The 24,790-nt window shown below is 54.5% G+C and carries 22 protein-coding genes; 17 read left to right on the forward strand and 5 right to left on the reverse strand.

Annotation, left to right across the window (positions count from 1 at the left end; translation table 11 throughout):
• The first annotated feature begins 26 nt into the window (after nt 1–26).
• The 6 genes from dinB (at nt 27) to ACT3TJ_RS14925 (ending at nt 5,362) form a co-directional block, all read left to right on the forward strand.
• A complete protein-coding gene (gene dinB, locus ACT3TJ_RS14900) occupies nt 27–1,073 on the forward strand; it encodes a DNA polymerase IV (RefSeq protein ID WP_444665938.1) in 1,047 nt (348 codons plus the stop codon).
• Between the two features lie 206 nt (nt 1,074–1,279).
• On the forward strand, nt 1,280–2,107 hold the full coding sequence (locus tag ACT3TJ_RS14905; protein ID WP_444665940.1) for an alpha/beta fold hydrolase: 828 nt from the start codon (nt 1,280–1,282) through the stop codon (nt 2,105–2,107).
• 9 nt (nt 2,108–2,116) lie between these two features.
• A complete protein-coding gene (locus tag ACT3TJ_RS14910; protein ID WP_444665942.1) occupies nt 2,117–2,368 on the forward strand; it encodes a thiamine-binding protein in 252 nt (83 codons plus the stop codon).
• A gap of 136 nt (nt 2,369–2,504) precedes the next feature.
• Nucleotides 2,505–3,524, forward strand: coding sequence for a TRAP transporter substrate-binding protein (locus ACT3TJ_RS14915; protein WP_444665944.1), 1,020 nt, complete (start codon nt 2,505–2,507; stop codon nt 3,522–3,524).
• The gene (locus ACT3TJ_RS14920) at nt 3,521–4,033 is read left to right on the forward strand and encodes a TRAP transporter small permease (RefSeq protein WP_444665946.1); all 513 of its coding nucleotides are present in this window, start codon (nt 3,521–3,523) and stop codon (nt 4,031–4,033) included. The genes ACT3TJ_RS14915 and ACT3TJ_RS14920 overlap by 4 nt, the downstream gene beginning before the upstream one ends.
• A 24-nt stretch (nt 4,034–4,057) precedes the next feature.
• The gene (locus tag ACT3TJ_RS14925) at nt 4,058–5,362 is read left to right on the forward strand and encodes a TRAP transporter large permease (RefSeq protein WP_444665947.1); all 1,305 of its coding nucleotides are present in this window, start codon (nt 4,058–4,060) and stop codon (nt 5,360–5,362) included.
• 66 nt (nt 5,363–5,428) lie between these two features.
• Here the strand turns inward: ACT3TJ_RS14925 and gabT are convergent, their stop codons facing one another.
• The 4 genes from gabT to csiR form a co-directional block, all read right to left on the reverse strand.
• Nucleotides 5,429–6,703: a 4-aminobutyrate--2-oxoglutarate transaminase gene (gene gabT / locus ACT3TJ_RS14930; RefSeq protein WP_444665949.1), complete on the reverse strand. Its 1,275-nt coding sequence runs from the start codon at nt 6,701–6,703 to the stop codon at nt 5,429–5,431.
• An 81-nt stretch (nt 6,704–6,784) separates the two neighbouring features.
• Complete coding sequence (locus ACT3TJ_RS14935) at nt 6,785–7,999, reverse strand: CaiB/BaiF CoA transferase family protein (protein ID WP_444628710.1); 1,215 nt, start codon at nt 7,997–7,999, stop codon at nt 6,785–6,787.
• A gap of 39 nt (nt 8,000–8,038) precedes the next feature.
• The gene (locus ACT3TJ_RS14940) at nt 8,039–9,217 is read right to left on the reverse strand and encodes an acyl-CoA dehydrogenase (protein WP_444665951.1); all 1,179 of its coding nucleotides are present in this window, start codon (nt 9,215–9,217) and stop codon (nt 8,039–8,041) included.
• Between the two features lie 146 nt (nt 9,218–9,363).
• Nucleotides 9,364–10,053, reverse strand: a complete 690-nt coding sequence (csiR, locus tag ACT3TJ_RS14945) for a DNA-binding transcriptional regulator CsiR (protein WP_087107872.1) — start codon at nt 10,051–10,053, stop codon at nt 9,364–9,366.
• A 118-nt stretch (nt 10,054–10,171) separates the two neighbouring features.
• On the opposite strand from csiR, the gene lhgO reads away from it, so the two are divergent.
• From lhgO to ACT3TJ_RS14965, 4 genes are all read left to right on the forward strand, one after another.
• Nucleotides 10,172–11,368: an L-2-hydroxyglutarate oxidase gene (lhgO, locus tag ACT3TJ_RS14950; protein WP_172118657.1), complete on the forward strand. Its 1,197-nt coding sequence runs from the start codon at nt 10,172–10,174 to the stop codon at nt 11,366–11,368.
• 120 nt (nt 11,369–11,488) lie between these two features.
• Nucleotides 11,489–12,448 (forward strand): TAXI family TRAP transporter solute-binding subunit, encoded by a 960-nt coding sequence (locus tag ACT3TJ_RS14955; RefSeq protein WP_444665953.1) that lies wholly within the window; start codon nt 11,489–11,491, stop codon nt 12,446–12,448.
• A 29-nt stretch (nt 12,449–12,477) separates the two neighbouring features.
• Complete coding sequence (locus ACT3TJ_RS14960) at nt 12,478–12,975, forward strand: DUF1850 domain-containing protein (RefSeq protein WP_444665955.1); 498 nt, start codon at nt 12,478–12,480, stop codon at nt 12,973–12,975.
• 34 nt (nt 12,976–13,009) lie between these two features.
• Nucleotides 13,010–15,019 (forward strand): TRAP transporter permease, encoded by a 2,010-nt coding sequence (locus ACT3TJ_RS14965; protein WP_444665957.1) that lies wholly within the window; start codon nt 13,010–13,012, stop codon nt 15,017–15,019.
• 105 nt (nt 15,020–15,124) lie between these two features.
• Here ACT3TJ_RS14965 and ACT3TJ_RS14970 read toward each other — a convergent pair whose 3' ends face one another.
• A complete protein-coding gene (locus tag ACT3TJ_RS14970; protein WP_444665959.1) occupies nt 15,125–17,650 on the reverse strand; it encodes a penicillin-binding protein 1A in 2,526 nt (841 codons plus the stop codon).
• A gap of 193 nt (nt 17,651–17,843) precedes the next feature.
• Between ACT3TJ_RS14970 and pilM the strand changes: the two genes are divergently transcribed.
• The 7 genes from pilM to aroB are packed head-to-tail and all read left to right on the forward strand — an operon-like array spanning nt 17,844 to nt 24,489.
• Nucleotides 17,844–18,905, forward strand: a complete 1,062-nt coding sequence (gene pilM / locus ACT3TJ_RS14975) for a type IV pilus assembly protein PilM (RefSeq protein WP_444665961.1) — start codon at nt 17,844–17,846, stop codon at nt 18,903–18,905.
• On the forward strand, nt 18,902–19,474 hold the full coding sequence (locus ACT3TJ_RS14980) for a PilN domain-containing protein (protein WP_444665963.1): 573 nt from the start codon (nt 18,902–18,904) through the stop codon (nt 19,472–19,474). Before pilM ends, ACT3TJ_RS14980 begins: the two co-directional genes overlap by 4 nt.
• Entirely contained in the window at nt 19,471–20,193 is a 723-nt protein-coding gene (locus ACT3TJ_RS14985; RefSeq protein ID WP_444665965.1) for a type 4a pilus biogenesis protein PilO, read from the forward strand. The genes ACT3TJ_RS14980 and ACT3TJ_RS14985 overlap by 4 nt, the downstream gene beginning before the upstream one ends.
• Nucleotides 20,190–20,720 (forward strand): pilus assembly protein PilP, encoded by a 531-nt coding sequence (locus ACT3TJ_RS14990; protein WP_444665966.1) that lies wholly within the window; start codon nt 20,190–20,192, stop codon nt 20,718–20,720. The genes ACT3TJ_RS14985 and ACT3TJ_RS14990 overlap by 4 nt, the downstream gene beginning before the upstream one ends.
• 60 nt (nt 20,721–20,780) lie before the next feature.
• Nucleotides 20,781–22,820: a type IV pilus secretin PilQ gene (pilQ, locus tag ACT3TJ_RS14995; RefSeq protein ID WP_444665967.1), complete on the forward strand. Its 2,040-nt coding sequence runs from the start codon at nt 20,781–20,783 to the stop codon at nt 22,818–22,820.
• Nucleotides 22,820–23,386: a shikimate kinase AroK gene (aroK, locus tag ACT3TJ_RS15000; RefSeq protein ID WP_192526567.1), complete on the forward strand. Its 567-nt coding sequence runs from the start codon at nt 22,820–22,822 to the stop codon at nt 23,384–23,386. Before pilQ ends, aroK begins: the two co-directional genes overlap by 1 nt.
• A complete protein-coding gene (aroB, locus tag ACT3TJ_RS15005) occupies nt 23,383–24,489 on the forward strand; it encodes a 3-dehydroquinate synthase (protein WP_444665969.1) in 1,107 nt (368 codons plus the stop codon). Before aroK ends, aroB begins: the two co-directional genes overlap by 4 nt.
• Nucleotides 24,490–24,790 lie beyond the last annotated feature (301 nt).

Here is a 24,790-nt window from a genome sequence, read left to right on the forward strand (position 1 = left end):
TTTTTTACAGGTGAGAAGGGTGGCCAGTGCGCAAAATTATCCACTGCGACTGTGACTGTTTTTACGCGGCGGTAGAAATGCGCGACAACCCGGCGCTCAAGGATATTCCCATTGCCATTGGGGGGAGCGTCGAGCAGCGCGGGGTGGTCGCAACCTGCAATTATCCCGCCCGCGAATACGGCATTCATTCCGCCATGCCGATGGCTCAGGCACTGAAACGCTGCCCACATTTAACGCTTATCCGTGGCGATATGGCCAAGTACAAGGAAGTGGCGCGCCAGGTCTTTGCGATTTATCGCGAGGTGACCGATTTAATCGAACCGTTGTCATTGGATGAAGCGTTTTTGGATGTCTCCGAGGTGACGCTGCACCAGGGAAGTGCCACGCGCATGGCGCAGGCGATTCGCGAGCGGGTTCGGCGGGAGGTAGGCATCACCGTGTCGGCGGGAGTGGCGCCCAACAAGTTCCTCGCCAAAATCGCCAGCGACTGGAATAAACCGGACGGCCTGTGTGTAATTACGCCTGATGAAGTGGAGCACTTTGTTCAGGCGCTGCCGGTGAAAAAGATTCATGGAGTGGGCCCACGCACCGCTGAAAAGATGGCACGGCTGGATATCCATACCTGCGCTGACCTGCGCGCTCGCCCACTTACTGAGCTGGTGGAACAGTTTGGCCGCTTTGGTAAACGCCTGCACGAGTTAAGCCTCGGCCATGACGAGCGGCCGGTTAAAAACCATCGTGAGCGTAAATCGGTAAGTACCGAGCAGACCTATGCCAAGGACCTGCCCACGCTTGCGGCGTGCCGCCAACAACTCTCCGTGCTGTTAGAAGATTTAGAGCGCCGCTATGCCCGCCTGGACCCACCGCCTGGGGTAAGAGGGTTAATGGTCAAGGTGAAGTTTAACGACTTTACCCAAACCACGGTGGAGCATGCCGACCCCGCGCCCAACCTTGAGCAGTTCGAGACGCTGTTGAACGTTGGCTGGGCACGCGGCGAGCGCCCGGTGCGTCTGCTGGGGGTGGGGTATCGCCTGGTAGAAGCCGCACCCACTGAGCAGCTCTCTCTGTTTTAGAAATCAGCGCCTACCGATATTTTGTTAGCCTGTTAAACCTTATGTCGATTGACGCTCTTTAGTCCGCACGTTAAAACAGTTGTATGAAAACGCTTATATGAAAACGCTTATATGAAAACGATTGTATGAGAACGATTGAATGAAAACGGTATTGCCACGTGTACTGGCGACCATAACGGCGGCGTTAAAGGCCCAAGAGTTTTTTTATGACAACAACCCCCGCACGGCCTCATCTGATGTTTGCCCATGCCAATGGGTTTCCTGGGCTAAGCTATAAAAGTCTGCTCGAACCCTTGGCCGATACCTTTGATATCCACCCCGTGGATCGGCTTGGCCATCATCCGGACTACCCAGTGAACCACAATTGGGCCAACCTGGTGGATGAGCTATTAAGCTATCTGCCGGATACCCAAGCGCCCCTGCTAGGCGTGGGCCACTCGCTGGGCGGCACGCTGATGGCCATGGCGGCCGACAAGCAGCCCGAGCGTTTTTGCGGGGTGATCCTGCTCGACCCGCCGTTGATGTTGGGAGCCGATGCCTGGGCCATGAAAGTGGCCAAACGTTTTGGCTTTATGGATCGCATTACACCGGCAGGTAAGACCCAGGGCCGGCGCAGCGTATGGCCAAGCCGCGAGGTGATGGCTAAATCCTTAAGTCAGCGCGGCCTCTTTAGCCGCTTTACCCCGGCAGCGCTTAACGACTACATTGAAGCAGGTACCCGGCTTTTAGAGGATGGCAGCGCAGAATTGACGTTTGATCCGCGTGTCGAGGTGGAGATTTTTCGCCACTTGCCGGACCACCTTTCGCGCTTGCCGAGCCGGGTAGGCGTGCCGCTGGCGATTATTGCCGGTCAGGAGTCGGATTTGCTTACCGCAGCGCGTATCAAACGTTTGAAGCGGAAAGGCTTAACCGTGAGCGACACGCCAGGAACCCATATGTTTCCGATGGAGCACCCCGACGAAACACGGCTAGCCATTCTGGCCGCTTGGCAGCGCTTTTCGAGCGCAACTGGCAGGCCACCACACACAACGTAAGGAGGCGTTATGTATCTTTCTGTACAGCTTAGCTACTACCCGCTGGGCAATGATGTTAAACCGCTAGTAAAAGACGTGGTCAAGCGCCTTGAAGCGACGGGGTTAGAGGTGTATCCCAACCGCATGAGCACTCAGATATTTGGTGAGTTCGATACGGTCATGGCAGCCTTGAACGATGTGATGAAATGGTCGTTTGAGACGTACGGCAAAGCGGTGTTTACGGCCAATTTCCTGGAGGGCGATCGACGACCCCGTGATTAAGTTACGGCCTATCTTCCCAGATCTGTTATCACGCAGTGTCGCTATCTGACGCTTTTGTGTCGCTATAGGAAACAGTTGGCTGGCCAATGAATGTAGTTTAAGAAATACCTTCAATAATAAATAGTAGGATCATTGAATGATTTCTAAAGCTGCTGCGAAAAAAAATGGGCTTAAGCCGGTAATAAACACATCTCTTCTATTAGGTTCGTTACTGGTGAGCGGCTACGCTTTTGCTCAGTCAGCTAATATGGACTTTTCCAATGAATATAATGCGAACTCCATACACGCCCAAGGCGATGCCTATTTTATTGATAAAGTAGGCGAACTTACGGGCGGCGATATCAATATTACGCTACATACGGGTGGTGCTTTAGGCTTTAATTCAGGAGACCACTTTTATGCCGTTGCCGATGGCGCCGTTGATATAGCCGATACGCTTTCGGGCACCATGAGTGGAATTGACTCTATCTTCCTACTCTCTTCCTTGCCCTTTATTGTTGAAAACGTCGAAGATGCGCGACGTTTATATGAAATAGCGAAACCTCATTACGAAGAAGTCTTTGAAGATAATGGCCAGATACTGCTTTATGCATCACCTTGGCCGCCGAGCGGCGTCTGGTCCAAGACGGCAATAGAGAGTCCGGATGACCTGGAAAACTTAAAAATCCGTACCTTTGATCGCAGTGGAACGGAAACTTTCCGAAATGTAGGCGCTTCACCCGTCAGCCTGTCCTGGGGAGATGTAGTGCCTCAGCTGGCTACCGGTGGAATCAGTGCTGTATTAACCTCGGCAGAGGCGGGCGCGAATGGCAGTTTCTGGGAGCATCAGAACCATTTTGCGGGAGTTCAATATGCTATCCCGCTCAATATGGTACATATGAATAAAGGTGTATTTGAGGCATTGAGCGCTGAGCAGCAAGATGCACTTCTTGAAGCCGCCAGCCTCACTGACCAGCACAATTGGGCGGCTGTTGAGACCCGCACCGAAGAAAACTATCAAACGCTTGGTGAGCATGATGTAACCATCAATGATCCGGTATCAGCTGAGTTGCTTAGTGCGCTTTCGGACGCATCAGCCAGCGTTATTGAGAATTGGCTACAAAACACTGGTGATGTGGGGCAATCAATCCTGGTTGAGTTTAGAGGCGAGCAATGATGTTTCTAAAGAGCATGGAGCGAGTCTCCATGCTGCTTAATAGAATCGGCGCTGTGATTGCCATCGTACTGATTATTTATATGCTGGCCCATATTCTTCTGGAGATAGCGCTGAGGTTTTTTGGCCAATCCACCTATATCCTCGATGAGTATATTGGCTATGCCGTTGCCACCATGTCGTTTCTAGGCCTTCCTTACGTACTTGAGAAAGGTGGGCTGATCAGAGTTTCCCTTCTGCTTGAACGTATCCCTGTGAATAAGCGATGGCCGCTTGAGCTCTTCAGTAGCCTGGTAGCCGCTGGCTGCTTTCTATGGATATCTACGTTCTGGCTGCAGAACGTTCAGCGGAGTTTTAGCCGAGGGGTGGTCAGTGAAACGCTCGCTGAAACGCCTATCTGGATACCCGAGGGCGCGATACTGATTGGTATGTGGCTGATCTCTTTTTCGCTTCTTGTCAGAGCCCTGAAAATACTGATGTTGCGCTCTCAGTATTTGCCTGTAGCTGAATAAGATTTAACTGATGGGAAGTCATGCATGGATATTTTTTGGACGGCTATAGGCGTTGCGGTTCTACTGCTTTTCTTTCTGACCATGGGCATGTGGATTTTTGCTGCCATGATGGCAGTGTCTATCGGCTCTCTTTGGCTGTTTGGAGATTTTAGTGCAGATCGCATTGGCCTGATTTTTTCTCGGATTTTATATCGGGCTAGCAACAGCTGGGAATTATCTGCCATTCCGCTGTTTATCCTGATGGGAGAGTTGATATTTCGCTCGAATATCTCGGAGCGTTTGTTCAAGGGACTTGTACCAATTACCAGCCATTTGCCCGGCGGAATACTCCATACCAACGTTTTGGGCTGCACATTATTTGCAGCCGTGAGTGGCTCCAGCGCGGCTACAACGGCCACCATCGGTAAAATTACTACTCAGGAGCTGAAAGAGAGAGGCTATGACAGAAACCTTTCGATAGGCTCTCTGGCAGGCGCCGGTAGTCTCGGCCTGTTGATTCCTCCATCAATCGTGATGATTGTCTATGGAGTGCAAGCGGAGGTGTCGATCAGTCAGTTGTTTATGGCAGGCGTGGTGCCTGGGCTTTTGATCGCTTTTCTCTACAGCTGCTATATCTGTTTCAGGTCCTGGATGTCGCCATCCTTAACGCCTAAAGCCGTGGTGTCTGAACAGACTATCTGGCAATCCTTTATGTTGCTGTTGCCCATATTATTGCTGATCTCCATTGTGATTGGATCAATCTATAGCGGCATTGCAACACCATCAGAAGCAGCAGCAGTGGGCGTGGCAGCTACTCTGATGCTATTGGGATTTGAAAGACAGCTAAACCTCAGGCTATTTGTTGAAGCATTTCGCGGGACGTTAATCACCACCATCATGGTGTGTAGTCTGCTCATCACAGCAACGCTTCTATCTACGGCGATGGGATATCTACATCTACCGCGCGAGTTGGCAGGTTGGATTGCTGAGCAGAACTTCAGTCCCATGGTATTGCTGTTTGCGCTAGCCATTTTCTATATCGTGCTGGGGCTCTTCCTGGACGGTATTTCGATTACCGTAATGAGTTTGCCGATTACGCTCCCCATCGTTTTGCTGGCAGGGTTTGATCCAATCTGGTTTGGTATTTTTCTGATTATCATGATTGAGCTTGGTCAGATTACCCCGCCTGTTGGCTTCAATCTCTTTGTACTGCAAAGCCTGACAGGTGAAAGCATCAGCCGTGTTGCATGGGCATCACTGCCGTTTTTCCTGCTCATGTGTGTTGCTGCCATGCTGGTGAGTATCTGGCCACAAATTGCCCTTTGGCTGCCAAGATTTATGGCAGGGTGACGGCAGATAAACACCCAACGCGCCGCTCGATTTGAGCGGCGCGTTTGTTTTTGACACGTGGTCGTTCTAAACCAGCGATTCTAGGCATGACTCGATAATATCCAGCCCTTCGTTCAAAACGTCGTCTTCGATGGTAATGGGCATTAAAAAGCGGATGGTATTGCCGTACATCCCGCAGGAAAGCAGAATCAAACCCTCTTCGCGGGCCTTTTTGCATAATGCGCTGGCAAGCTCTGCATTGGGTGCTCGGGTAGTTTTATCAGCAACGAGTTCAAAGGCGGCCATCGCGCCCATGTGGCGAACATTAGCGACACTTTCGTAACGTGCCTGCCACTGATTAAAATGCTTGGCCAGCTTATCGCCGAGGGCTTGGCTTTTCTCCAGGATGTTCTCTTTTTCAAACACTTCCATAACGGCAAGTGCGGCAGCGCAGGCGGTTGGGCTGCCTGTGTAGGTACCACCCAATGAGTTGGGGCCTGAGGCGTCCATTATTGTATCGGTACCTACCACGGCTGAAACCGGCATGCCGTCGGCCATGCTTTTGGCCATGGTCATGATGTCGGGCTCAACACCGCTGTGCTCAATGGCGAACATCTTGCCTGTGCGCCCGAAGCCAGACTGCACCTCGTCAATAATCATCAGAATGCCGTGCTCATCACAGATGTCGCGGATCTTTTTAAGAAACGAGGCCGGTGCCGGGTAAAAGCCGCCTTCGCCAAGCACGGGCTCCAGGATGATGGCGGCGGTATTGGACGGGCCCGCGTCGGTTTTAAGCGCCATCATCAGGCCGCGAAGGGCTTCATCTTCACTAACACCGTGATAATCGACCGGGTAGGGCGCCCGAAATACGGTGCCTGGCATGGGGCCAAAGTCGGTTTGATAGGGCGCTACTTTGCCGTTCATCGCCATGGTGAAGAAGGTGCGGCCGTGGTAGCCGCCATCAAAGCAGATGACGTTAGCGCGTCCGGTCGCTGCGCGGGCAATCTTGACGGCATTTTCCAGCGCTTCGGCGCCGGAGTTGGCCAGCATTACCTTGGCGTGGCCACGAACCGGTACCAGGTGGCTAAGTTTTTCGGCTACGCGAACGTAGCCTTCATAGGGCATGACCGTTTGGCAGGTATGCATTACCTTGTCGAGCTGTGCCTTCACCGCGGCAACCACTTTAGGGTGGCGGTGGCCGATGTTCAGGACGCCGATTCCGCCAGCAAAATCGATAAATCGGTTGCCATCAGCATCCCACACTTCAGCGTTTTCGGCATGGTCGGCAAACGCTGTGGCAGGGCTCGCTGCGCCGTTGGCAACGTATTTCCGCTTTAGTTCGTTTAGCTCAGCATTGCTCATGGCTCAACTCCTATCTAATAAGGGATAGGCTTTCAGCATAGTGCGTAATTAATAGGCGTAAACACCGTATACGCCGAGCAATCAAATAATACCTGCCTCACGCAGTGCCTGTTGTTGGGCCGGGCTAATGCCGATGTCGTTTAACACACGTTCAGTATGCTCACCCAAGCCTGGCGGTGCTGTGCTGGCGCTCATGGAGTGACCATTGACGCGAATAGGGTTAGCCACCAGGTCCACCTGGCCCGACTGTGAGTGGGGCAGGGTCTGTTTTAAGCCGCGCGCTTTTACATGCGGGTCATCAAATACGCGGTCAAGCGTATTGATGGGGCCGCTGGGCACGCCTGCTGCTTCAAAGGCGGTCAGCCATGTATCCATGGTTCGCTGAGCAAGGGCCGCTTCGAGTAGGGGCACGAGTGTTTCACGGTGGTTAACGCGGGCACCATTGGTGGCGAAACGCTCATCGAGCGGCAGATCGCTTAGCGAGAGCACCTCACAAAAGCGCGCAAACTGTGCGTCATTGCCTACGGCCACAATGATGTGTCCATCCGCGGTCGCAAACGCTTGATAGGGCACGATGTTAGGGTGCGCATTGCCCAAGCGTTGAGGCACGTTGCCGGAGGTTAAGTAGTTAAGCGCTTGGTTGGCCAGCACGCCTACCTGGACATCCATCAGCGCCATATCAATATGGCAGCCGACGCCGCTGTCACGGCGTTGATAAAGCGCTGCCAGCACAGCGTTGGCGGCATACAGGCCAGTAAAAATATCGGTAAACGCCACGCCGCTCTTCACCGGGCCGCCACCGAGTTCACTGTCGGGTTTGCCGGTCAAACTCATGATGCCGCCCATGGCTTGAATCATGAAGTCGTAGCCTGCGCGGTGGGCGTAGGGACTTTGCTGGCCAAAACCGGTAATCGAGCAGTAGATCAGTGCCGGGTTAAGCGCTTGCAGGCTGGCGTAATCCAGGCCGTATTTCTTCAGGCCGCCGACTTTAAAGTTCTCAAGCAGCACATCTGACTGGGCAACGAGCTGCTTGATCAGCGTTTGGCCTTCTGGCCTGGCCATATCAATCGTCACCGAGCGTTTCCCCCGGTTGGCGCACAGGTAATAAGCTGATTCTGCGGTGTTTTCAAGCCAGGGAGGTCCCCAGTGGCGCGTGTCGTCGCCGCTGCCTGGGCGCTCGACCTTCACTACATCGGCCCCCATGTCCGCGAGCATTTGGCCACACCAGGGCCCGGCCAGTACGCGAGAAATATCGAGTACCTTAATGCCCGCCAGCGGTTTGGTTACGTTGCTCATGATGATTCCTGTGGCCTATTGTGGTTTGTGCGCGGCAGCTTAGAAAAATGCCTGAATGCCGGTTTGAGAGCGGCCAAGAATCAATGCGTGAACATCGTGGGTACCTTCGTAGGTATTCACCGACTCCAGGTTCACCATATGGCGAATTACCCCATACTCGTCGGAAACGCCGTTACCGCCGTGCATATCTCGCGACATGCGCGCAATATCCAGCGCCTTGCCGCAGTTGTTGCGTTTGATCAGCGAAATCATTTCCGGCGCCCAGTTGCCGCTATCCATCAGACGACCCATCTGAAGCGCGGCCTGAAGGCCCAGGGTAATTTCCGTTTGCATATCGGCCAGCTTTTTCTGGATCAACTGGTTAGCCGCCAGCGGGCGGTTAAACTGCTTGCGGTCCAGGGTGTATTGGCGGGCGGCGTGCCAGCAGAATTCAGCAGTGCCCATTACACCCCATGCAATGCCATAACGCGCTTTGTTCAAACAGCCAAAAGGCCCTTTAAGGCCGCTGACGTTAGGCAGCAGGTTCTCTTCAGGGACAAAGGCGCCGTCCAGTACGATTTCACCGGTAATCGAGGCGCGAAGCGACACCTTGCCTTCAATTTTTGGGGTGGAGAAGCCTTCTGTGCCACGTTCAACGATAAAGCCTTTGATCTGGTTGTCGTGGGCAGCCGACTTGGCCCATACCACGGCGATATCGGCAATGGGGCTATTGGTAATCCACATTTTGGCGCCGGTTAACCGATAGCCGCCGTCGACTTTTTCCGCGCGGGTAATCATGTTGCCGGGGTCGGAGCCGTGGTCGGGTTCGGTAAGGCCAAAACAGCCGACCATTTCACCGCTGGCAAGCCTGGGCAGGTACTTTTGTTTCTGCTCTTCTGAGCCGTACGCTTCAATGGGATACATCACCAGCGACGACTGTACGCTCATGGCTGAGCGGTAGCCGGAATCGACACGCTCCACTTCTCGGGCTATCAAGCCGTACGCAACGTGGTTAACGCCTGCACCGCCGTACTCCGGGGAAACGGTCGCGCCCAGCAGGCCCAGTTCTCCCATTTCCGTCATGATCTCGCGGTCAAAGCGCTCTTCACGAAATGCACTTAATACACGGGGCTGCAGGTTGTTTTGGCAGTAGTCGTGGGCGGCATCGCGAATCTGGCGCTCTTCCTCTGTGAGCTGGTGCTCCAGCAATAGCGGGTCGTCCCAATTGAAGTGTGTCATTACGTAGTCTCCTGAGAATTCTTGAGGGGAAACAGGTTCGCGTCGACACATCCAGGCGCCCACGCCGATCCAGCGATCTACTTTGAAAGCTATTCCAATTTATCGCCGTTATTTAAAAATATCTACATTTTTTTGAAATGAAGAATTTATTGGATGCCGCGAGCCTTAAGCACTTGCGTAATGATGGGGACTGGTGTCATCAAGTGATCGCGCATTAACGTGTCAGCCTGCTCGGCATTGCGGGCCAAAATAACCTCAACAAGGGCGGCGTGCTCTTGGCGCTTTTGCGCTAGTGCGGTGGGTGACATAACGGTTTCCTGTAGCCACAAGTGGCGGTAACGTTCCACCTGATCAAACAGAGTGTGGCGCATTTGCAGCAGGTGAGGGGAGTTGCAGCCGCTGGCAATCGCGGTATGGAACGCCTTGTGACGTGTATCCCAGCCATCAAGTAGTTCATCGGGCGAGCTGATATCGGTTACCCTGGAAAGCCGGTGTGCCGTGGCTACCACCGAGGCTTCCCACTCATCGTCGCCCCGCTCGATGGCCAAGCGCAAAATAAGCCCTTCCAGCTGGGCACGTGCGTCATAAATATCATTAAGCTCAGCAAGTGACATGGGCGCTACGCGGTATCCCCGCTGGCTAATAGCCACGACCAGGCGGTCGGCTACCAGTTGCGAAAGCGCCTCCCGTAGCGGCCCGGTGCTAACGCCGTAATGCTCCTTTAAGCGGCTCATAAGGAGCTTCTCTTCAGGCGCATAGCGGCCTCGGATAATGTCGTGCTTGAGCGTTCGGTAAGCGTTAATCGCTAAGTTTTGACGCGGCGCATCTGGCTCCATGGCAATCTCCATTGCTATAACGTCGGCTCGCTGGTGAAAGGGTGGCAAACCGGCGAAGATATAAGAATAGCGGCTATTATTACTAAAAATTAACACTTTGGCATAAGAGGCGTGATTGATGTGGGATTTCATCATTATTGGCGGCGGAATCCTTGGGATGTCTACCGCAATGCAGCTGCAGCAGACCTACCCTGATAAGCGTCTGCTGGTGCTTGAAAAAGAGCACGGCCCCGCTCAGCACCAATCCGGCCATAATAGCGGTGTTATTCATGCCGGGGTGTACTACACGCCGGGCAGTTTGAAGGCGCGGTTTTGTCTTGAGGGCAACCGAGCAACGCGGGCGTTTTGTGATCAGCATGGGGTCGATTACGCCATTTGCGGCAAGCTGCTGGTGGCCACCGATGCCCTTGAGATCCAGCGCATGCAAGCGCTTTGGGAACGTACTGCGGCCAATGGTCTGGAGCGTGAGTGGCTTAGCGCGGAGGCGCTTAAAGAGCGTGAGCCGAATATCCGTGGCGAGGCCGCTATTTACGTCCCTTCAAGCGGCATCGTCGACTATGCCCAGGTGACTCGTGCCATGGCCGCTGAATTTGAACGTCTTGGCGGGAAAATTCGCTATGGCGTTGAGGTGAAAGGGTTGGAAGAGCGCCGTGCCGAGGTGGTGGTCACCACTTCCAGCGATACGTTGAGCAGCCGCTATCTGGTGACCTGTGCCGGGTTAATGGCTGACCGGGTGATCCGCATGCTGGGTCAGAAACCAGGCTTTACCATCTGCCCGTTCCGGGGGGAGTACTACTTACTGCCCGAGCAGCATAATCATATCGTTAACCACTTGATTTACCCTATTCCGGACCCGGGCATGCCGTTTTTGGGCGTGCATTTAACCCGAATGATCGATGGCCGGGTAACGGTCGGCCCCAACGCGGTATTAGCGTTAAAGCGTGAAGGCTATCGAAAACAGGATATGTCGCTACGCGATATAGCTCAGATGTTGTCCCATCCCGGTACTTTAAAGGTATTGGGCAAGCACCTTAAGCCAGGAATCGGGGAGATGAAAAACTCGTTCTATAAGCGTGGCTACCTGGAGCTGGTCCGCAAATATTGCCCTGATATCACTATTGATGACCTTCAACCTTACCCAGCAGGCGTTCGCGCCCAGGCTGTATCCCGTGACGGTAAGTTGGTCGATGACTTTTTATTCGTCAATACACGGCGGACGGTGAACGTCGGCAATGCTCCTTCGCCAGCAGCAACGTCAGCGCTTCCTATTGGGGCGCATATTACTCAGCAGGTCGTGGCACTATTGTCCCATTAACATCAACGCAACAGCCGTGCTAACGTCACGTGGCCGCCGCTGCGAATGCAGCGGCAAGCACAACAAATATTTTGATCGTCACGCATACTTATAAGTCCAAGCCGGACGGAGGCAACTCGCATGCAAACACTAAAATATGCAGCCGCAGCATCGCTGCTCGCCATAGCACTGCCCGCCAGCGCCCAACAGCTCTCTATCGCCACTGGCGGTACCGGGGGCGTTTACTATCCTATTGGCGGCGGCCTGGCTGAAATGATCAATAACCATATTGAAGGTGCCCAAGCGACGGCGGAAGTGACTGGCGCCTCGGTTGAAAATATGGGGCTCATCATGCGCGGCGACGCCGATCTTGCCACCGCACTGGCCGATACGGTGTATCAAGCCTATACCGGCACCGACGATTTTGAAGGGCGTCAGGTGGAAAACACCCGGGCGCTGGCATCCCTCTACCCCAATGCGGTGCAGTTGGTGACGCTTGCCGAATCCGATATTCAAAGCATCAATGACCTGGCGGGCAAGCGAGTTTCGGTTGGCGCACCGGGTAGCGGCACCGAGCTTAATGCCCGCGCCGTACTGGAATCCAACGGCATTAGCTACGAAGACTTTACTCCTCAGCGGCTCAATTTCAACGAAACGGCCGATGCCATCCGCGATGGCGATATTGATGCCGGTTTCTGGAGCGTAGGCCCGCCTACCAGCTCCATTCTTAACCTGGCCGCCACGCGCGACATTCGCTTGATCAACCTGTCCGATGAAGAAATTGCCAACGCGCAGGAAGAGGAAGCGGTGTTTGCTCCCTACGAGCTTGCTGCTGGCATGTACGACGGCATGGACGAAGCCGTTCAGACCATCGGCATCCCCAATGTCCTGGTGGTTAACGCCGAGATGGATGAAGAGCTTGCCTACCAACTGACCCAACTGCTGTTTGAGCACACCGATGAGCTGATTGCCGTCCACCCCGCCGCCAACGACACCACGATTGAGTTCACCATGAACTCAACGCCCGTGCCGCTGCACCCGGGCGCAATTCGCTACTTTGAGGAAATGGATGTCGAAATTCCGGACCGTTTGCGTCCGTAACGACGCCTTCATCTAACGGAGCATTCGTCATGCAGTGGCAACAAAAACTGATGGCGCTCCTGTTGGTCTGCTTACCGTTCGCCGAGGCTGGGGCTTCCCCCGCCTCGGCGTCTGCGTACCTTACGGTTACCACTGAAGATGGCGAAACGCTGTTGGAGGAAGCCGCTCCTGAAGGCGTGCGCTGGTGCATTCAGTGGCAGCATTCGGTCGAACACTTCACGGTGCTGGATTGCTATCGCAACGCCAGCGGTGTCATGCAGCTTGAGCGCAGCCACCAGCCCGACTTTGCCGCAGGACTTGGGCATATTGTGGGTCGAGGTGAGCAAGTGTCTGATGGCCAGGGCGGCTACTGGATCAATGCGATTAACGAGCCTGTCATCAATAACCGGTATGTACTTCGAGTCGGTGCTAATGCGGTCAACCATCAAGTGGTGTGGCCCGGTGGCGAGCACCCTGACATTAGCCTGAGCGAGCAAGCGGCAGGGCAGCGAGTCATCATCCAACTGGGTGAGCCAGAGCGCTTCTAAAAGAAACAAGCGAGACAACACTTCCGAGGACTTCATGAACGAATCCACTCCACCGCCGGTATTAATGCCGGGCGGTAATGCGATTCAACCCCGCCTGGTGCTGCGGTGTATCACCATCGTGGCTGTCGGGCTTTCCCTGTTTCAGCTCTACTCCGCCGGTATTCAGCCGTTGGGGCTGTTTTATCAGCGCGGTATCCACTTGGCGCTGATTATGCTGTTAGCGTTTTTAATGTTCCCGGTTTTTGGGCCGAGCCGTAAGCGAGGTGTACTTGGCTGGGGAATTGATCTTGTCTTTTTAGCGGGCGCGCTGATTACCGGCGGCTACCTGGTGCTGTTTTTAGACGAGATTATCAATCGTGCGGGTTTCTGGAGTGAAACCGATATTCTGGTGGCCTGCATTGCGACGGTCACTGTACTGGAAGCCAGCCGTCGTGCCGTGGGCTTCGGGATGACGATTATTGGCGTGCTGGCCATCATATACGCCTTTGCCGGGCCACGCGGTGAGCTGCCTTGGCTTGGCGAGTGGCTGCCCGGTATTTTAAATCATCGCGGCTATTCTCTGGACCGAGTAGCAGGCCAGCTGTACTTGGGTCAGGAAGGTATCTTTGGTTTGCCGTTAGGGGTTGCCGCGACCTACATTTTTATATTTGTGCTGTTTGGGGCGTTTTTAGAGAGCACCGGGGCGGGAAAATTCTTTATTGATATGGCCTACGCAGCCACAGGGCGCCAGCGCGGCGGCCCGGCGAAGGCGGCTGTGCTGGCGTCGGCGGGCATGGGGTCTATCTCGGGTAGCGCGATTGCCAACGTGGTCACCACGGGCGCGTTTACTATCCCGCTGATGAAAAAACTGGGCTATCAGCCCAGGCAGGCGGGAGGAATTGAAGCCGCTGCCTCCACTGGTGGGCAAATTATGCCGCCGCTGATGGGCGCAGGCGCCTTTTTGATAGCCGAGTACACCAATACGCCGTACCTGGATATTGTCAAAGTCAGTATTTTACCGGCGATCATGTACTTCGCGACGGTGTATCTGTTTGTACATATTATTGCCCTTAAACAGGGAATGCAGGGCATGCCGAGAAGCGAGCTGCCGAAAATGCGCCAGGTCATGAAGGATGGCTGGCATTTTCTGCTGCCGCTGGCCGTGCTGGTGTGGCTACTGGTAATGAACCTTTCGCCCATGCGGGTCGGCTACTACGCGGTAATTACCATGATTGCCGTGGCGGTTTTACGTTACGCGTTATGGTACTTCTTTGTCGCGCCTGGCCAAGGCCAGCCGGTGACAGTCAGGCGGACCCAAGAGGTGGTTTGGATCGGCCTGGTGAAGCTGGTGCAGGGCCTTGAACTGGGCGCACGCAATGCCGTGGCGGTTTCCATGGCGTGTGCGGTGGCAGGCATTATCGTGGGTGTGGTTGGGTTAACCGGCCTTGGGCTTAAGTTCTCCTCCATGATGCTCGCTTTCTCGGGCGGCAATCTGGTACTTGCCCTGGTCATGGTGTTGTTGGCAAGCCTGATTCTGGGTATGGGTCTGCCGGTTACCGCAAGCTATATCGTGCTGATTGTTCTGGTGGGCCCGGCGCTAACGGCGGAGTTTGGCGTGCCGCTACTGGTCGCTCACCTGGTAGTATTCTGGTACTCCCAGGACTCTAACGTGACGCCGCCCATCGCCTTGGCAGGGTTTGCCGGGGCTGCAATCGCGGGCAGTAAACCGATGGAAACCGGCTTTCAGGCGTGGAAGTTTGCCAAAGGGCTTTATCTCATTCCGTTGTTTATGGTGTTCAATCCGGAGATTATTGTCGGCGGCCCGGTGCTGGTGGTGATCTGGAATGCCGTTATTGCGATTTTTGCGTTGTGCGCCTTTGCCGCTGCCCTTGAGGGGTACTTGTTTACCCGTATGGGCTTGTTGCCGCGTCTTGCCATTGGCGCCGCTATCGTAGGGGTTTTCTACCCCAGCTTGATCACCGAGATTGCCGGTGTTGCCGTCATGATCGTTGCGATTGGTACAAATTGGCGAGCCAGTAAGCATGAAGCGCCGAGTATTGCATAGCGCTTAAAACGATGGCGAAAGCTGGATGTAAAAAAAGCCCGGAGACCATTAGGTTTCCGGGCTTTTGCGTTTCTTGCCTTAGCGGTTACATGGCTTCAGGCTTGCTTAGAAGATGGACTCTGCTGTGCCCGAGCCTTGTGAGCCGCTGGCCTCTTCCAGCTCTCGGCTAATCCCGCGCGGCTGGTAGGCGGGCAAGTGGTCGCGGTGGAAGAACTCGCTGATGCCTCCCGGCTGATTGTCATGTAAGCGTCGGCCTGAGTTAGGGTCTACCCGCGCAGTCACCACCGTATCAGGACGCTCAGGCACGGCAGAGGGTGTGCCTTCAAGCGCCTTGCCCATAAAGGCGTTCCAAATAGGCAGTGCAGCGTTGGCGCCATACTCGGCAATGGTTTCGTTGCTGTCTTTGCCCACCCAAACGGTTGTCACCAGGTCGGTGTTAAAGCCTGCAAACCATGCGTCACGCTGGCTGTTGGTGGTGCCGGTTTTACCGACGATATCTTCACGGTTAAGGCTCAGTGCCCCACGGCCAGTACCCGAGGTAATAACATCACGCAGCATATCGCGCAGAATGTAGGTGGCCGCTGCGTTGGCAACGCGTTTGGCAACCGGGTATTCACGGCCATCAATCTCAACGGTTTCCTGACCCTCTGCACAGCTGGGGCAAGCCACCTGGGGTGTCGCTTCATCAATGAGCTCATGATCATCATTGCGAGTTACACGTTCAATAAACCACGGCGCCACTTGAAAGCCGCCATTGGCAATCACGGAGTAGGCGTTGGTCATTTCCATGGGCGTTAGGCTTGCGCTGCCCAAGGCCAAAGAGAGGCCATGAGGCAGGCGGCCTGGCGCGAAGCCAAAACCTTCCAGATAGTTGATCGTATGATCAAGCCCCATCGCCTGTAGAACGCGAATAGTGACCAGGTTGCGCGAACGAGCAAGCGCCGGGCGTAAGCGCATTGGCCCTGCGAAGTCACGGCTGGAGTTAACAGGGCGCCAGAGCGAGTTACTGCCATCGTCCAGTACAACAGGCGCGTCATTGATCACGGTGGAAGCGTTCATTTCGCCATCTTCAAGTGCCGCAAGGTAAATGAAGGGCTTGAAAATAGAACCCGACTGGCGCTGTGCCTGAACCGCGCGATTAAACTTGCTGGCGTTAAAATCAAACCCGCCCTGCAAGGCGAGAATCGCGCCGGTACGTGGGTCCTGAGCAACGAGCGAGCCTTCTGCATCTGGCCGCTGAGAAAGGCGTACGGTGCCATCCTGGGTTTCGAGAATGCGAACCAGGTCACCGCGTACGGCAATCTGGTCGGCAGAGCTTGGCTCAGCACCACGACTGCGTGGGCTGTTATAGGTACGTGCCCAGCTTAGGCCGTCCCAGTTAATGGTTTTCAGCTCGCCGCCACGGGTAAGTACCTGCATTTCACGACCACCGCTTTCCACGACGATGGCGGGTTTTAGCAGACCATAGTTGGGGGTACGCTCAAGTACCTGCAGCCAGTTACTAACATCGCCTTCAACACCGGCAATTTCCGTTTGGCTACGCTCGGCGGCCTGGCGGGCTGTCTGACGAATTTCAGGCGACTCGGCAAGCTCTTCTTCCAATCCTTGGGTTGCCGTACGCTCTTGGGCTTCAACGAGACTGGGAGCGATATCGTGCTGTTCAGCGCCCCGCCAGCCGTGGCGTAAATCATACTCAAGCAGGCCATTGGCCAAGGCCTCGCGGGCAAACGGCTGAAGCTCACTGTCCAGCGTCGTATAAATGCGGTAGCCGCCGGTGTACGCCGCATCGCCAAAGCGCTCAATCGCATATTGACGCGCCATTTCTGCCACGTAAGAAGCATCTACTTCGGTTTGGGTGAAGTGACGACGTGCAGTGACCGGCTCCTGTACGGCAGCCTGATAAGTGGTGTCATCAATAAAGCCCAGCTCGCGCATACGGAACAGAATCCAGTTGCGACGAATCAGTGAGCGCTCGGAGTTGGCCAGCGGGTTAAACGCGGAAGGAGCTTTAGGCAACCCGGCAATCATGGCCGTTTCTGCAAGCGTCAGTTCGGAAAGCGGCTTGTCGTAATAGGTATCGGCAGCGGCTGCAATGCCATATGCTCGATTTCCTAAGAAAATTTTGTTAACGTAAAGTTCGAATATCTCATGCTTGCTGAGCAGTTTTTCCATCTGTAGAGCCAGCAGAATTTCACGCAGCTTACGAGTAAAGGTTTGGTCAAGCGTCAGCATGTAGTTACGCGCGACCTGCATGCTGATGGTGGAGCCGCCTGATTGAATACTGCCACTTCGGGCCAGCTCTACTGCGGCACGGGCAAGCCCTCGAGGGTCAACCCCCGAGTGCTCAAAGTAATTGGTGTCCTCGGCGGCCACCAGGGCGTTGACCATGTTCTGAGGTATTTCGTCGAAATCAACGACGATGCGCCGTTCCTCACCAAACTCACCGATTAACTTACCGTCATTGGTGAAAATCCGCAGAGGTGAGTGAAGCTCGAAGTCTTGCAACTGACGAACATCAGGTAAGCCAGGCGAAAAATAGATAGCCGCGCCCACCATGGCTAATGCGGCGGCCCCGACTAACGACACGATAAGAAAGAACAGCGACAGAATGAGGGTTCGCAAAAACGTCATGAACAGAGGGCACCCATGAAAAGGAGAATAGGATCGGCATCCAAGCGGCCGTATCGCGCAATTGGCTGCCATTATAGGAAGGCGAGGCAGCGGCCACCAGTGTTGATATGCCGTAAATATAACGGCGCGTTACCTGACTAGCGCGTTATGCCACTACTTCTTGGGCATATCAGATGGCAGGAATAAACTCATAATGCGCCTGTTTAAAGCCAGTAAGGGATTGATCGGCATCGATATTACATCGACCGCCATCAAACTGTTGGAGCTTAAAAAGAGTCACGACACCTACCAAGTGGAAAGCCATGCGGTTTGCTCACTTCGTGACGGTGCAGTGGCTGAACGGCGTATTCAGGACATTAATTACGTCACAGATAGTTTAAAACGTGCCATTGACCACGCCAAGCCCTCTACGCGTAATGCCGTGGTAGCACTTCCTGCCAGCATGGCGATTACTAAAATGCTCACGTTTGCTGCTGAGTTGAACGAGCAGGAAATCGAGGAGCGTTTGATGATCGAATCAGACCGTCATCTGCCTTTTCCGTTCAATGAAGTGGCGTTTGATTTTGCATGCATGGGGCCTGCTCCCTTGGCTGCGCATTTACAACAAGTAATGTTGGTGGCTTGTCGTCAACAGGATGTTTGGCAACTGACAGAACCCTTGGTGCGCGCAGGACTGGAACCTGTTGCGGTGGATGTCGAAACCTTTGCGATTGAACGTGCCTTTGCTGCGCTGCGCCCTCAGCTGTCAGCGGCGTACGACTCTGCCGCAAGCGTTGCGCTGGTCGATATCGGAGCGCAGACAAGTACGTTTCGCGTTTTTCATAATGCACGCACCGTTTACGTCCGCGAAAACCTACAGGGCAGCGAACCGTTAACCACCGCGACTCAAGAGCGATACGCGCTCAGTCGAGAAGATGCCTTATGGGCTCGTCAGCATGGCGGCTTGCCAGCTGATTTTCAGGACGTGGTCCTGAAGCCTTTTCTGGGTGCATTCGCACAAAGCATTGCGCGAGCCTTGCAGCTTTATATCGCCACCAGCCGCCAATCGCCTGTGGGTCATATCGTGCTAGCCGGTGATATAAATGCGCTGCCGGGGTTAGCGACCTTTATGGCTGATGCGTGTCAGCTACCGGTGACGCCGCTAAATCCGCTGCAGACGATGCCGGTCAACAAGCGCGTGGATAGGCAGGCGCTTACTCTGAGTCTCCCCGGCTTGCTGACCGCAAGCGGCCTTGCGATGCGGGCGCCTTTATGAGCATTACGATCAACCTGCTGGCTTGGCGGGAAGAGCGCCGAGAACAGCACACGCGACGCTTTTATACCGTCATGCTGTTGTTACTGATCGCCGGTATCGCGCTGGGTAGTGGGATTTCGCATGTCTATCAGAGGATGCTGGGCGCTCAGGAGCAGCGCAATGCGTATATCGCTGCTCATATAGAGCGTTATACACATGAAATTAGTGAAGCTGAACGCACTGTTCTGCAGGGAGAGCAGCTGCGCCAGCAGTTAACCCGCTTCCAGCGCCTGCTTCAACAGCGAATACAGACGGCTCAGCTGTTTAACAACCTTGCCGCAAGTCTTGGCGAGGGCGTGGTCTTTCAGCACCTTGAACAGCGTCATAATCGGCTAAGCGTATCCGCGATCGCAGAAGATGAGCGTCAGATAACCGAGCAGTTACGTCGTCTTGCTGAAATGTCAGGGTTTGATATTCCGGTACTCTCCGAAATGGCCAGTGATCCGCAGGGCAGTGGGAGAACCTTCCATTTTGAAGTAACCCTCACTCAGCCGAGCGTTTCTTTGGTCGATTCTGGAGTATCGCCATGAAATCAGGGGCGCCGCTATACCTGCTGCGATGGGGAAAAGTGTGGCAGCAAGAGTGGCAGCGTTTGCGTGCGCTTGACTGGCAGACGCTTGATCTACGTGATGCAGGCGCATGGCCCTGGTTGTTAAAAGTACTTAGCGGCGGGCTGGTGTTTCTAATGGCGTTAGTGGCGACCTGCGCATGGCTGGTGAGTGAGCATCGTGCGTCGCTGGCACAGGCACAGCAACAAGAGATAAGGCTGTTAAGCGATTACCGCAGCAGTGTTCATGCTGCCGGATTGCTGAACGGTGCGCGTACCCAGCTGGCTGGCCTGGAGGAGCAAATGACCCGGATGCGTGCCCTGTTAACACCCCAGGCGGCGCTTCCAGCATTACGGGATAGCATTAGAGACGCGGCTGATGAGAACCAGCTCACCATCGATGATATTTATCTGCGTCCTGTCGTTAGCCAAGTGTCAGAGCATCCTATTGATATTCAGGTAGTAGGCGATTATCACCAGTTGGCGCAGTTTATTACTGATATTAGTCAGCTGGAATACCTTGTCACGCAGCATGACATTACGCTTGCGCCGATTGATCAAGCTGCGAGCAGATTGTCCCTGTCGTTTGTGGCTAAGGCCTATAGCGACGCTGATGCTGTCAGCCAGGATGAAAGCGAAGAGGCTGAAGGCGAAAAGGGTGGCAGCGAAAATAGCTTAAATCGGCGGGAGGAAGATCAGTGAAGTGGCTTGCCCGCGTGATGAGCTGCCTGGTCAGTGTCGTTTTGCTTTCTGGTTGTCATGGGCCTGAGCTTGATCAACTGGATGGCACGCTCTCAAGGATTCGCCAAACCCCAGGCACTCCCTCCGCTTCGCGTATTGAGCCACTGGTTGTATATCCCGTAGAGGCGTATGGCTACTCAGACACGCGCAGTCCTTTCCAAGCAGTGCAGTCGCCTTTGCAGATAGCTGACGTAACCCAGGATGCCCCGCTGGTGCCTGACGCACAGCGAACCCCCGAGCCGCTTGAGCGTTTCTCTATTTCGGAGCTTCGCCTGGTGGGCACGCTGGTTATGGGAGAGCGCCATGTCGCGTTGATAGAGGCGCCGGATGGGCGTGTGACAAGCGTTCGTGCGGGGGATCATGTAGGCAGCAATGGCGGGCGTATCACGCATATTGAGGCGCACAAAGTCCGTATTACCGAGCGCATTACTACTCAGCAGGGGTGGCAAGAGCAGCAGGTTCTCCTTTCGCTGACATCGCCGCCATGATCAACCTAGGCAACTCGGTGAGCTTACCGAAAGCCTCTTTTTTTCTTATCGGAGCACGCCATGGCCGTGGTTAGTCGAATCATTATGCTTGTGTGGGTGGTACTGCCTTGGCAGGCAGTGGCGTCGGTGTTAACCGATATTGAGGTGCATCCTGTAAGTGCTGGCGCCGTGGATATTGATCTGCACTTCAGCGGTGGCGTCGCCAACGTTCAGGGTTATCGCCTGGAGGCTCCGCCACGCCTGGCGCTGGACCTGGCCAATACACAAAATGGCTTGGGTCATCGCCACATTGAGGTAGCGCGTGCGGGTGTAGAGCACATTAAGGTATTGGAAGGCAGTGGCCGTACGCGGTTAGTTATCGGCCTGGCCAACTCGTCGAATTACACCTCCCGGGTAATGGGGGATCGGCTACGAATTTCCTTGCGTGAATCGACAACGCTTGAATCGCCAATAGAGGGCTCCCTTGAAGCCCTCCAAGGCCCGCAGATTAGCGCTATTGATTTTGAGCGCGGGGCTGATCAGGCAGGTCGCTTGCTAGTGACGTTTGACCGTGAAGGCGTCGTCGCAAGCGTTCAGGAAAGCGGACATTCGAATGTATCGGGCGGCGAGGTAATTGCCACATTGCCTAACGTAACGCTGCCGGATGCGCTTAGCCAGATTTATGACGTTACCGATTTTGCGACACCGGTGACGCGGATCACCCCTCACGTTGATGCGCAGGAAACGCGTTTGGCACTTACCATCGACGGCCCCTATGCCATGCTCTCTTCACAACATGGCCGTGTGCTGAGTATCGAAGTGCAGCCTGCTGACCAGCAACGCTTGGTCGATCATGAGCTCCTACAAGATAGTTTTAGTGGTGAGCGGATAAGCCTGAACGTCCAGGATATGGAGGTACGTGCGGTGCTGGTAACGCTTGCTGAATTTACGGGGCTTAACCTGATCGCCAGCGAAAATGTGACCGGACGTGTCACGCTGAACCTTAATGAGGTGCCTTGGGATCAAGCGCTTGCCCTGATGTTAAAAAGCCAAGGGCTTGCAAGTCGTGAGCATGGCAACGTTATCCTGGTGGCGCCTGTCGCCGAGCTTGCTGAGCTTGAACGCCAGGAAATTGAGGCTCACCGCTATCATGAAGCGCTGTCACCAATCATTGATGAATTTATCGAGGTTAAGTACGCGCGTGCTGAAGATCTTGCCCAACTGCTGCAGGGTGAGGATGGCTTTGGGCTTCTGACCGAGAAAGGGCGGATCAGTGTCGACCCAAGAACCAATGCCTTATTGGTTCAGGACACGGCGAACCAGGTAAGTATTATCAAGCGTACTCTGGAGCGCCTGGATGTGCCGGTGCGTCAGGTGCAAATTGAAGCACGCATCGTTATCGCTCGGGATACCGCCTCTCGAGCGCTAGGTGTTAACTGGGGCGCTTCGACGACGCGAGGTTTTCAGGCGTTGGATAACGGCAATGTTGGCGCGCGCAATATCAATCCGGATGGCTTGAACCGTGCCCGCAGCGGTTTAGCGGTAGACCTGGGCGCGCCTTCAGGGCCAGGTACAGGATTTAGCTTTGGTTACTTGTCCGGCGACATTTTGCTGGACCTGGAGCTTCGTGCGCTGGAAAGTGAAGGCAAAAGCCAAACCATCTCGCAGCCAAGGGTCATCACGGCCAATCAGCGTACGGCAATTATTCGCCAAGGCGAGGAGCGCGCATTTCAGAGTGTCGATGCGCAGGGAAACCCCGATACTGAATTTAAAGAGGCCGAGCTTTCGTTGGAAGTGACACCGCAGATCACGCCGGATAATCGTATTATCATGGACCTGGTGGTGAAAAATGATAGTTTCAGGGAGTCGGGATTTGGCGGAGAACCGCCCATCGATACCAATCAAATTGAAACGCAGGTGCTGGTCGATAATGGCCAAACGGTTGTATTGGGCGGCATTTTGACCACGGAACAATTAAACCAAATGACCAAAACACCGCTTTTGGGTGATATTCCTTTGCTCGGACACCTGTTTCGCTATACCGAAGAGAGCAATGAAAAGGTAGAGTTGTTAGTCTTTATTACTCCACGACTACTTGACGATGGCTTGGCGGTTCGCTGATGCAGGATTTACCCAACCTTTTTTTGATCGGCCCCATGGGGGCTGGTAAAAGCACAATAGGTCGCTTGTTGGCGGCAGAGCTTACGCGCACGTTTTATGATAGTGACCACGCCATACAGGATCGCTGCGGTGCGGATATCCCGTGGATCTTTGATGTAGAGGGTGAACCCGGTTTTCGCCAGCGTGAGCTGCAGATGATCGATGAGCTGACAAGGCTCTCCTGCGTGGTGATGGCAACCGGCGGCGGCGCCGTGCTGCACCAGGATAATCGCCGGATGCTGCGTGAGCGCGGAACGGTGATCTACCTGATGACCACGGTTGAACAGCAGCTTAAACGCACGGCGAAAGACCGTAATCGCCCGCTTCTTCAGTGCGCAAACCGGGAGCAGGTGCTCAACGATATGTTTGCTGCCCGCGACCCGCTTTATCGCGCCACCTCGGATATTTCAGTGCGCACGGATCGGCGTAGCCCGCGCGCCGTAGTCAATGAGATATTGCGCCGAGTGCGGCGTTTGACCGACCCGCTGGAAAATAGCGCCACGCTTAACTCAAAGGTATCCCAATGACACAGCCCGCCAGTGCTCAGCGTACACTTCATGTTGCGTTGGGTGATCGCAGTTATCCGATCCATATTGGCGCCGGCCTGCTGAGCGACCCAGAGGTGATAACGCCCTATCTGGCCGGTAAGCAGGTGATGGTGGTGACGAATGAAACCATCGCGCCCCTTTATCTGGAGGCGCTGTGCGCCAATCTTCCTGACGATGTGGAGGTGCGTACCGTCGTTCTACCTGACGGGGAGCAGTACAAGAGCATTGAGCAGGTTAGCCGCATTTGGGACGCGCTGTTGGAGGCAGGGTTTAACCGCCGCTGTACGCTGATTGCGTTAGGCGGCGGCGTAATTGGTGACATGGCTGGATATGCCGCCGCGTCGTACCAGCGTGGCGTGGCCTTCATTCAGGTGCCCACCACGCTGCTTTCCCAGGTGGACTCTTCTGTCGGAGGGAAAACGGGCGTTAATCATCCGCTTGGCAAAAACATGATTGGTGCCTTCTGGCAGCCGAAAGCGGTACTGATCGACATTGCAACGCTTGCGACACTGCCCGAGCGAGAGCTTTCTGCCGGGCTTGCTGAAGTTATCAAGTATGGCTTTATTCGTGATGAAGCGTTTCTTGGCTGGCTTGAGGCCAATATGGCCGCGCTGCGCCATATCAGCCCCGACGCTATTGTCGAAGCCATCGCACGCAGCTGCCAGATTAAAGCCGACATTGTGGCCGATGACGAAACGGAGCAGGGTGTGCGCGCATTGCTCAATCTTGGTCATACCTTTGGTCACGCGATTGAGGCCCACCAAGGGTATGGCAACTGGCTGCACGGCGAAGCAGTCGGTGCAGGCATGGCCATGGCGGCTGCCCTTTCTCAGCAACTGGGGCGTATCAGTAGTGCGGATTTAACGCGTATCCAGGCGGTGATTGAAAGCGCTGGTCTTCCTCTTCATGCCCCAGCGGATATGCTAAGTGACGACTTTTTAGCCCGGATGCGTCTGGATAAGAAAAACGTGGATACCAGACTTCGGCTGGTGCTGCTAAACGCTACCGGCGATGCATGTGTTGATGACACGACGCCAGAGGCGTTAGTGCGTGCTTTGTTGGATAACTACCCACGGCTGTAACCCGCCTGTAAACGTATTTTGTGCTCACTAAGCCCACCGACAAGGTGGGTTTTTTTATGGCCCGATATTACCAGGCGATGCGCCGGATAATGTTATTAGCATGCCGTATGCACTATCGGCATGGCTATATTAGGGGTATTTAGACTAAAGTTTAACGCTCGGCATACTTCGTTGAAATAGCGTTATATGGCTTTTTAAGTGTTTGAAGTGTATGCATTTTTCGTTGAGGGGTGGTTTGCAACTATAGGATTTGAAAAGACTTTTCGGGGTTTTGATGTTGGCGGTGATTGCGCTGGCGGGG

The sequence above is a fragment of the Halomonas sp. AOP30-A1-24 genome, assembly GCF_052378165.1.
Classification (GTDB): domain Bacteria; phylum Pseudomonadota; class Gammaproteobacteria; order Pseudomonadales; family Halomonadaceae; genus Vreelandella; species Vreelandella citrativorans.

Excerpts from the sequence above, each read along its gene's own strand:
- ACT3TJ_RS14905 (WP_444665940.1), top strand. The coding sequence starts at position 1,280 with ATGACAACAACCCCCGCACGGCCTCATCTGATGTTTGCCCATGCCAAT.
- ACT3TJ_RS14910 (WP_444665942.1), top strand. The coding sequence starts at position 2,117 with ATGTATCTTTCTGTACAGCTTAGCTACTACCCGCTGGGCAATGATGTT.
- ACT3TJ_RS14915 (WP_444665944.1), top strand. The coding sequence starts at position 2,505 with ATGATTTCTAAAGCTGCTGCGAAAAAAAATGGGCTTAAGCCGGTAATA.
- ACT3TJ_RS14920 (WP_444665946.1), top strand. The coding sequence starts at position 3,521 with ATGATGTTTCTAAAGAGCATGGAGCGAGTCTCCATGCTGCTTAATAGA.
- ACT3TJ_RS14925 (WP_444665947.1), top strand. The coding sequence starts at position 4,058 with ATGGATATTTTTTGGACGGCTATAGGCGTTGCGGTTCTACTGCTTTTC.
- gabT (WP_444665949.1), bottom strand. The coding sequence starts at position 6,703 with ATGAGCAATGCTGAGCTAAACGAACTAAAGCGGAAATACGTTGCCAAC.
- ACT3TJ_RS14935 (WP_444628710.1), bottom strand. The coding sequence starts at position 7,999 with ATGAGCAACGTAACCAAACCGCTGGCGGGCATTAAGGTACTCGATATT.
- ACT3TJ_RS14940 (WP_444665951.1), bottom strand. The coding sequence starts at position 9,217 with ATGACACACTTCAATTGGGACGACCCGCTATTGCTGGAGCACCAGCTC.
- csiR (WP_087107872.1), bottom strand. The coding sequence starts at position 10,053 with ATGGAGCCAGATGCGCCGCGTCAAAACTTAGCGATTAACGCTTACCGA.
- lhgO (WP_172118657.1), top strand. The coding sequence starts at position 10,172 with ATGTGGGATTTCATCATTATTGGCGGCGGAATCCTTGGGATGTCTACC.
- ACT3TJ_RS14955 (WP_444665953.1), top strand. The coding sequence starts at position 11,489 with ATGCAAACACTAAAATATGCAGCCGCAGCATCGCTGCTCGCCATAGCA.
- ACT3TJ_RS14960 (WP_444665955.1), top strand. The coding sequence starts at position 12,478 with ATGCAGTGGCAACAAAAACTGATGGCGCTCCTGTTGGTCTGCTTACCG.
- ACT3TJ_RS14965 (WP_444665957.1), top strand. The coding sequence starts at position 13,010 with ATGAACGAATCCACTCCACCGCCGGTATTAATGCCGGGCGGTAATGCG.
- ACT3TJ_RS14970 (WP_444665959.1), bottom strand. The coding sequence starts at position 17,650 with ATGACGTTTTTGCGAACCCTCATTCTGTCGCTGTTCTTTCTTATCGTG.
- pilM (WP_444665961.1), top strand. The coding sequence starts at position 17,844 with ATGCGCCTGTTTAAAGCCAGTAAGGGATTGATCGGCATCGATATTACA.
- ACT3TJ_RS14980 (WP_444665963.1), top strand. The coding sequence starts at position 18,902 with ATGAGCATTACGATCAACCTGCTGGCTTGGCGGGAAGAGCGCCGAGAA.
- ACT3TJ_RS14985 (WP_444665965.1), top strand. The coding sequence starts at position 19,471 with ATGAAATCAGGGGCGCCGCTATACCTGCTGCGATGGGGAAAAGTGTGG.
- pilQ (WP_444665967.1), top strand. The coding sequence starts at position 20,781 with ATGGCCGTGGTTAGTCGAATCATTATGCTTGTGTGGGTGGTACTGCCT.
- aroK (WP_192526567.1), top strand. The coding sequence starts at position 22,820 with ATGCAGGATTTACCCAACCTTTTTTTGATCGGCCCCATGGGGGCTGGT.
- aroB (WP_444665969.1), top strand. The coding sequence starts at position 23,383 with ATGACACAGCCCGCCAGTGCTCAGCGTACACTTCATGTTGCGTTGGGT.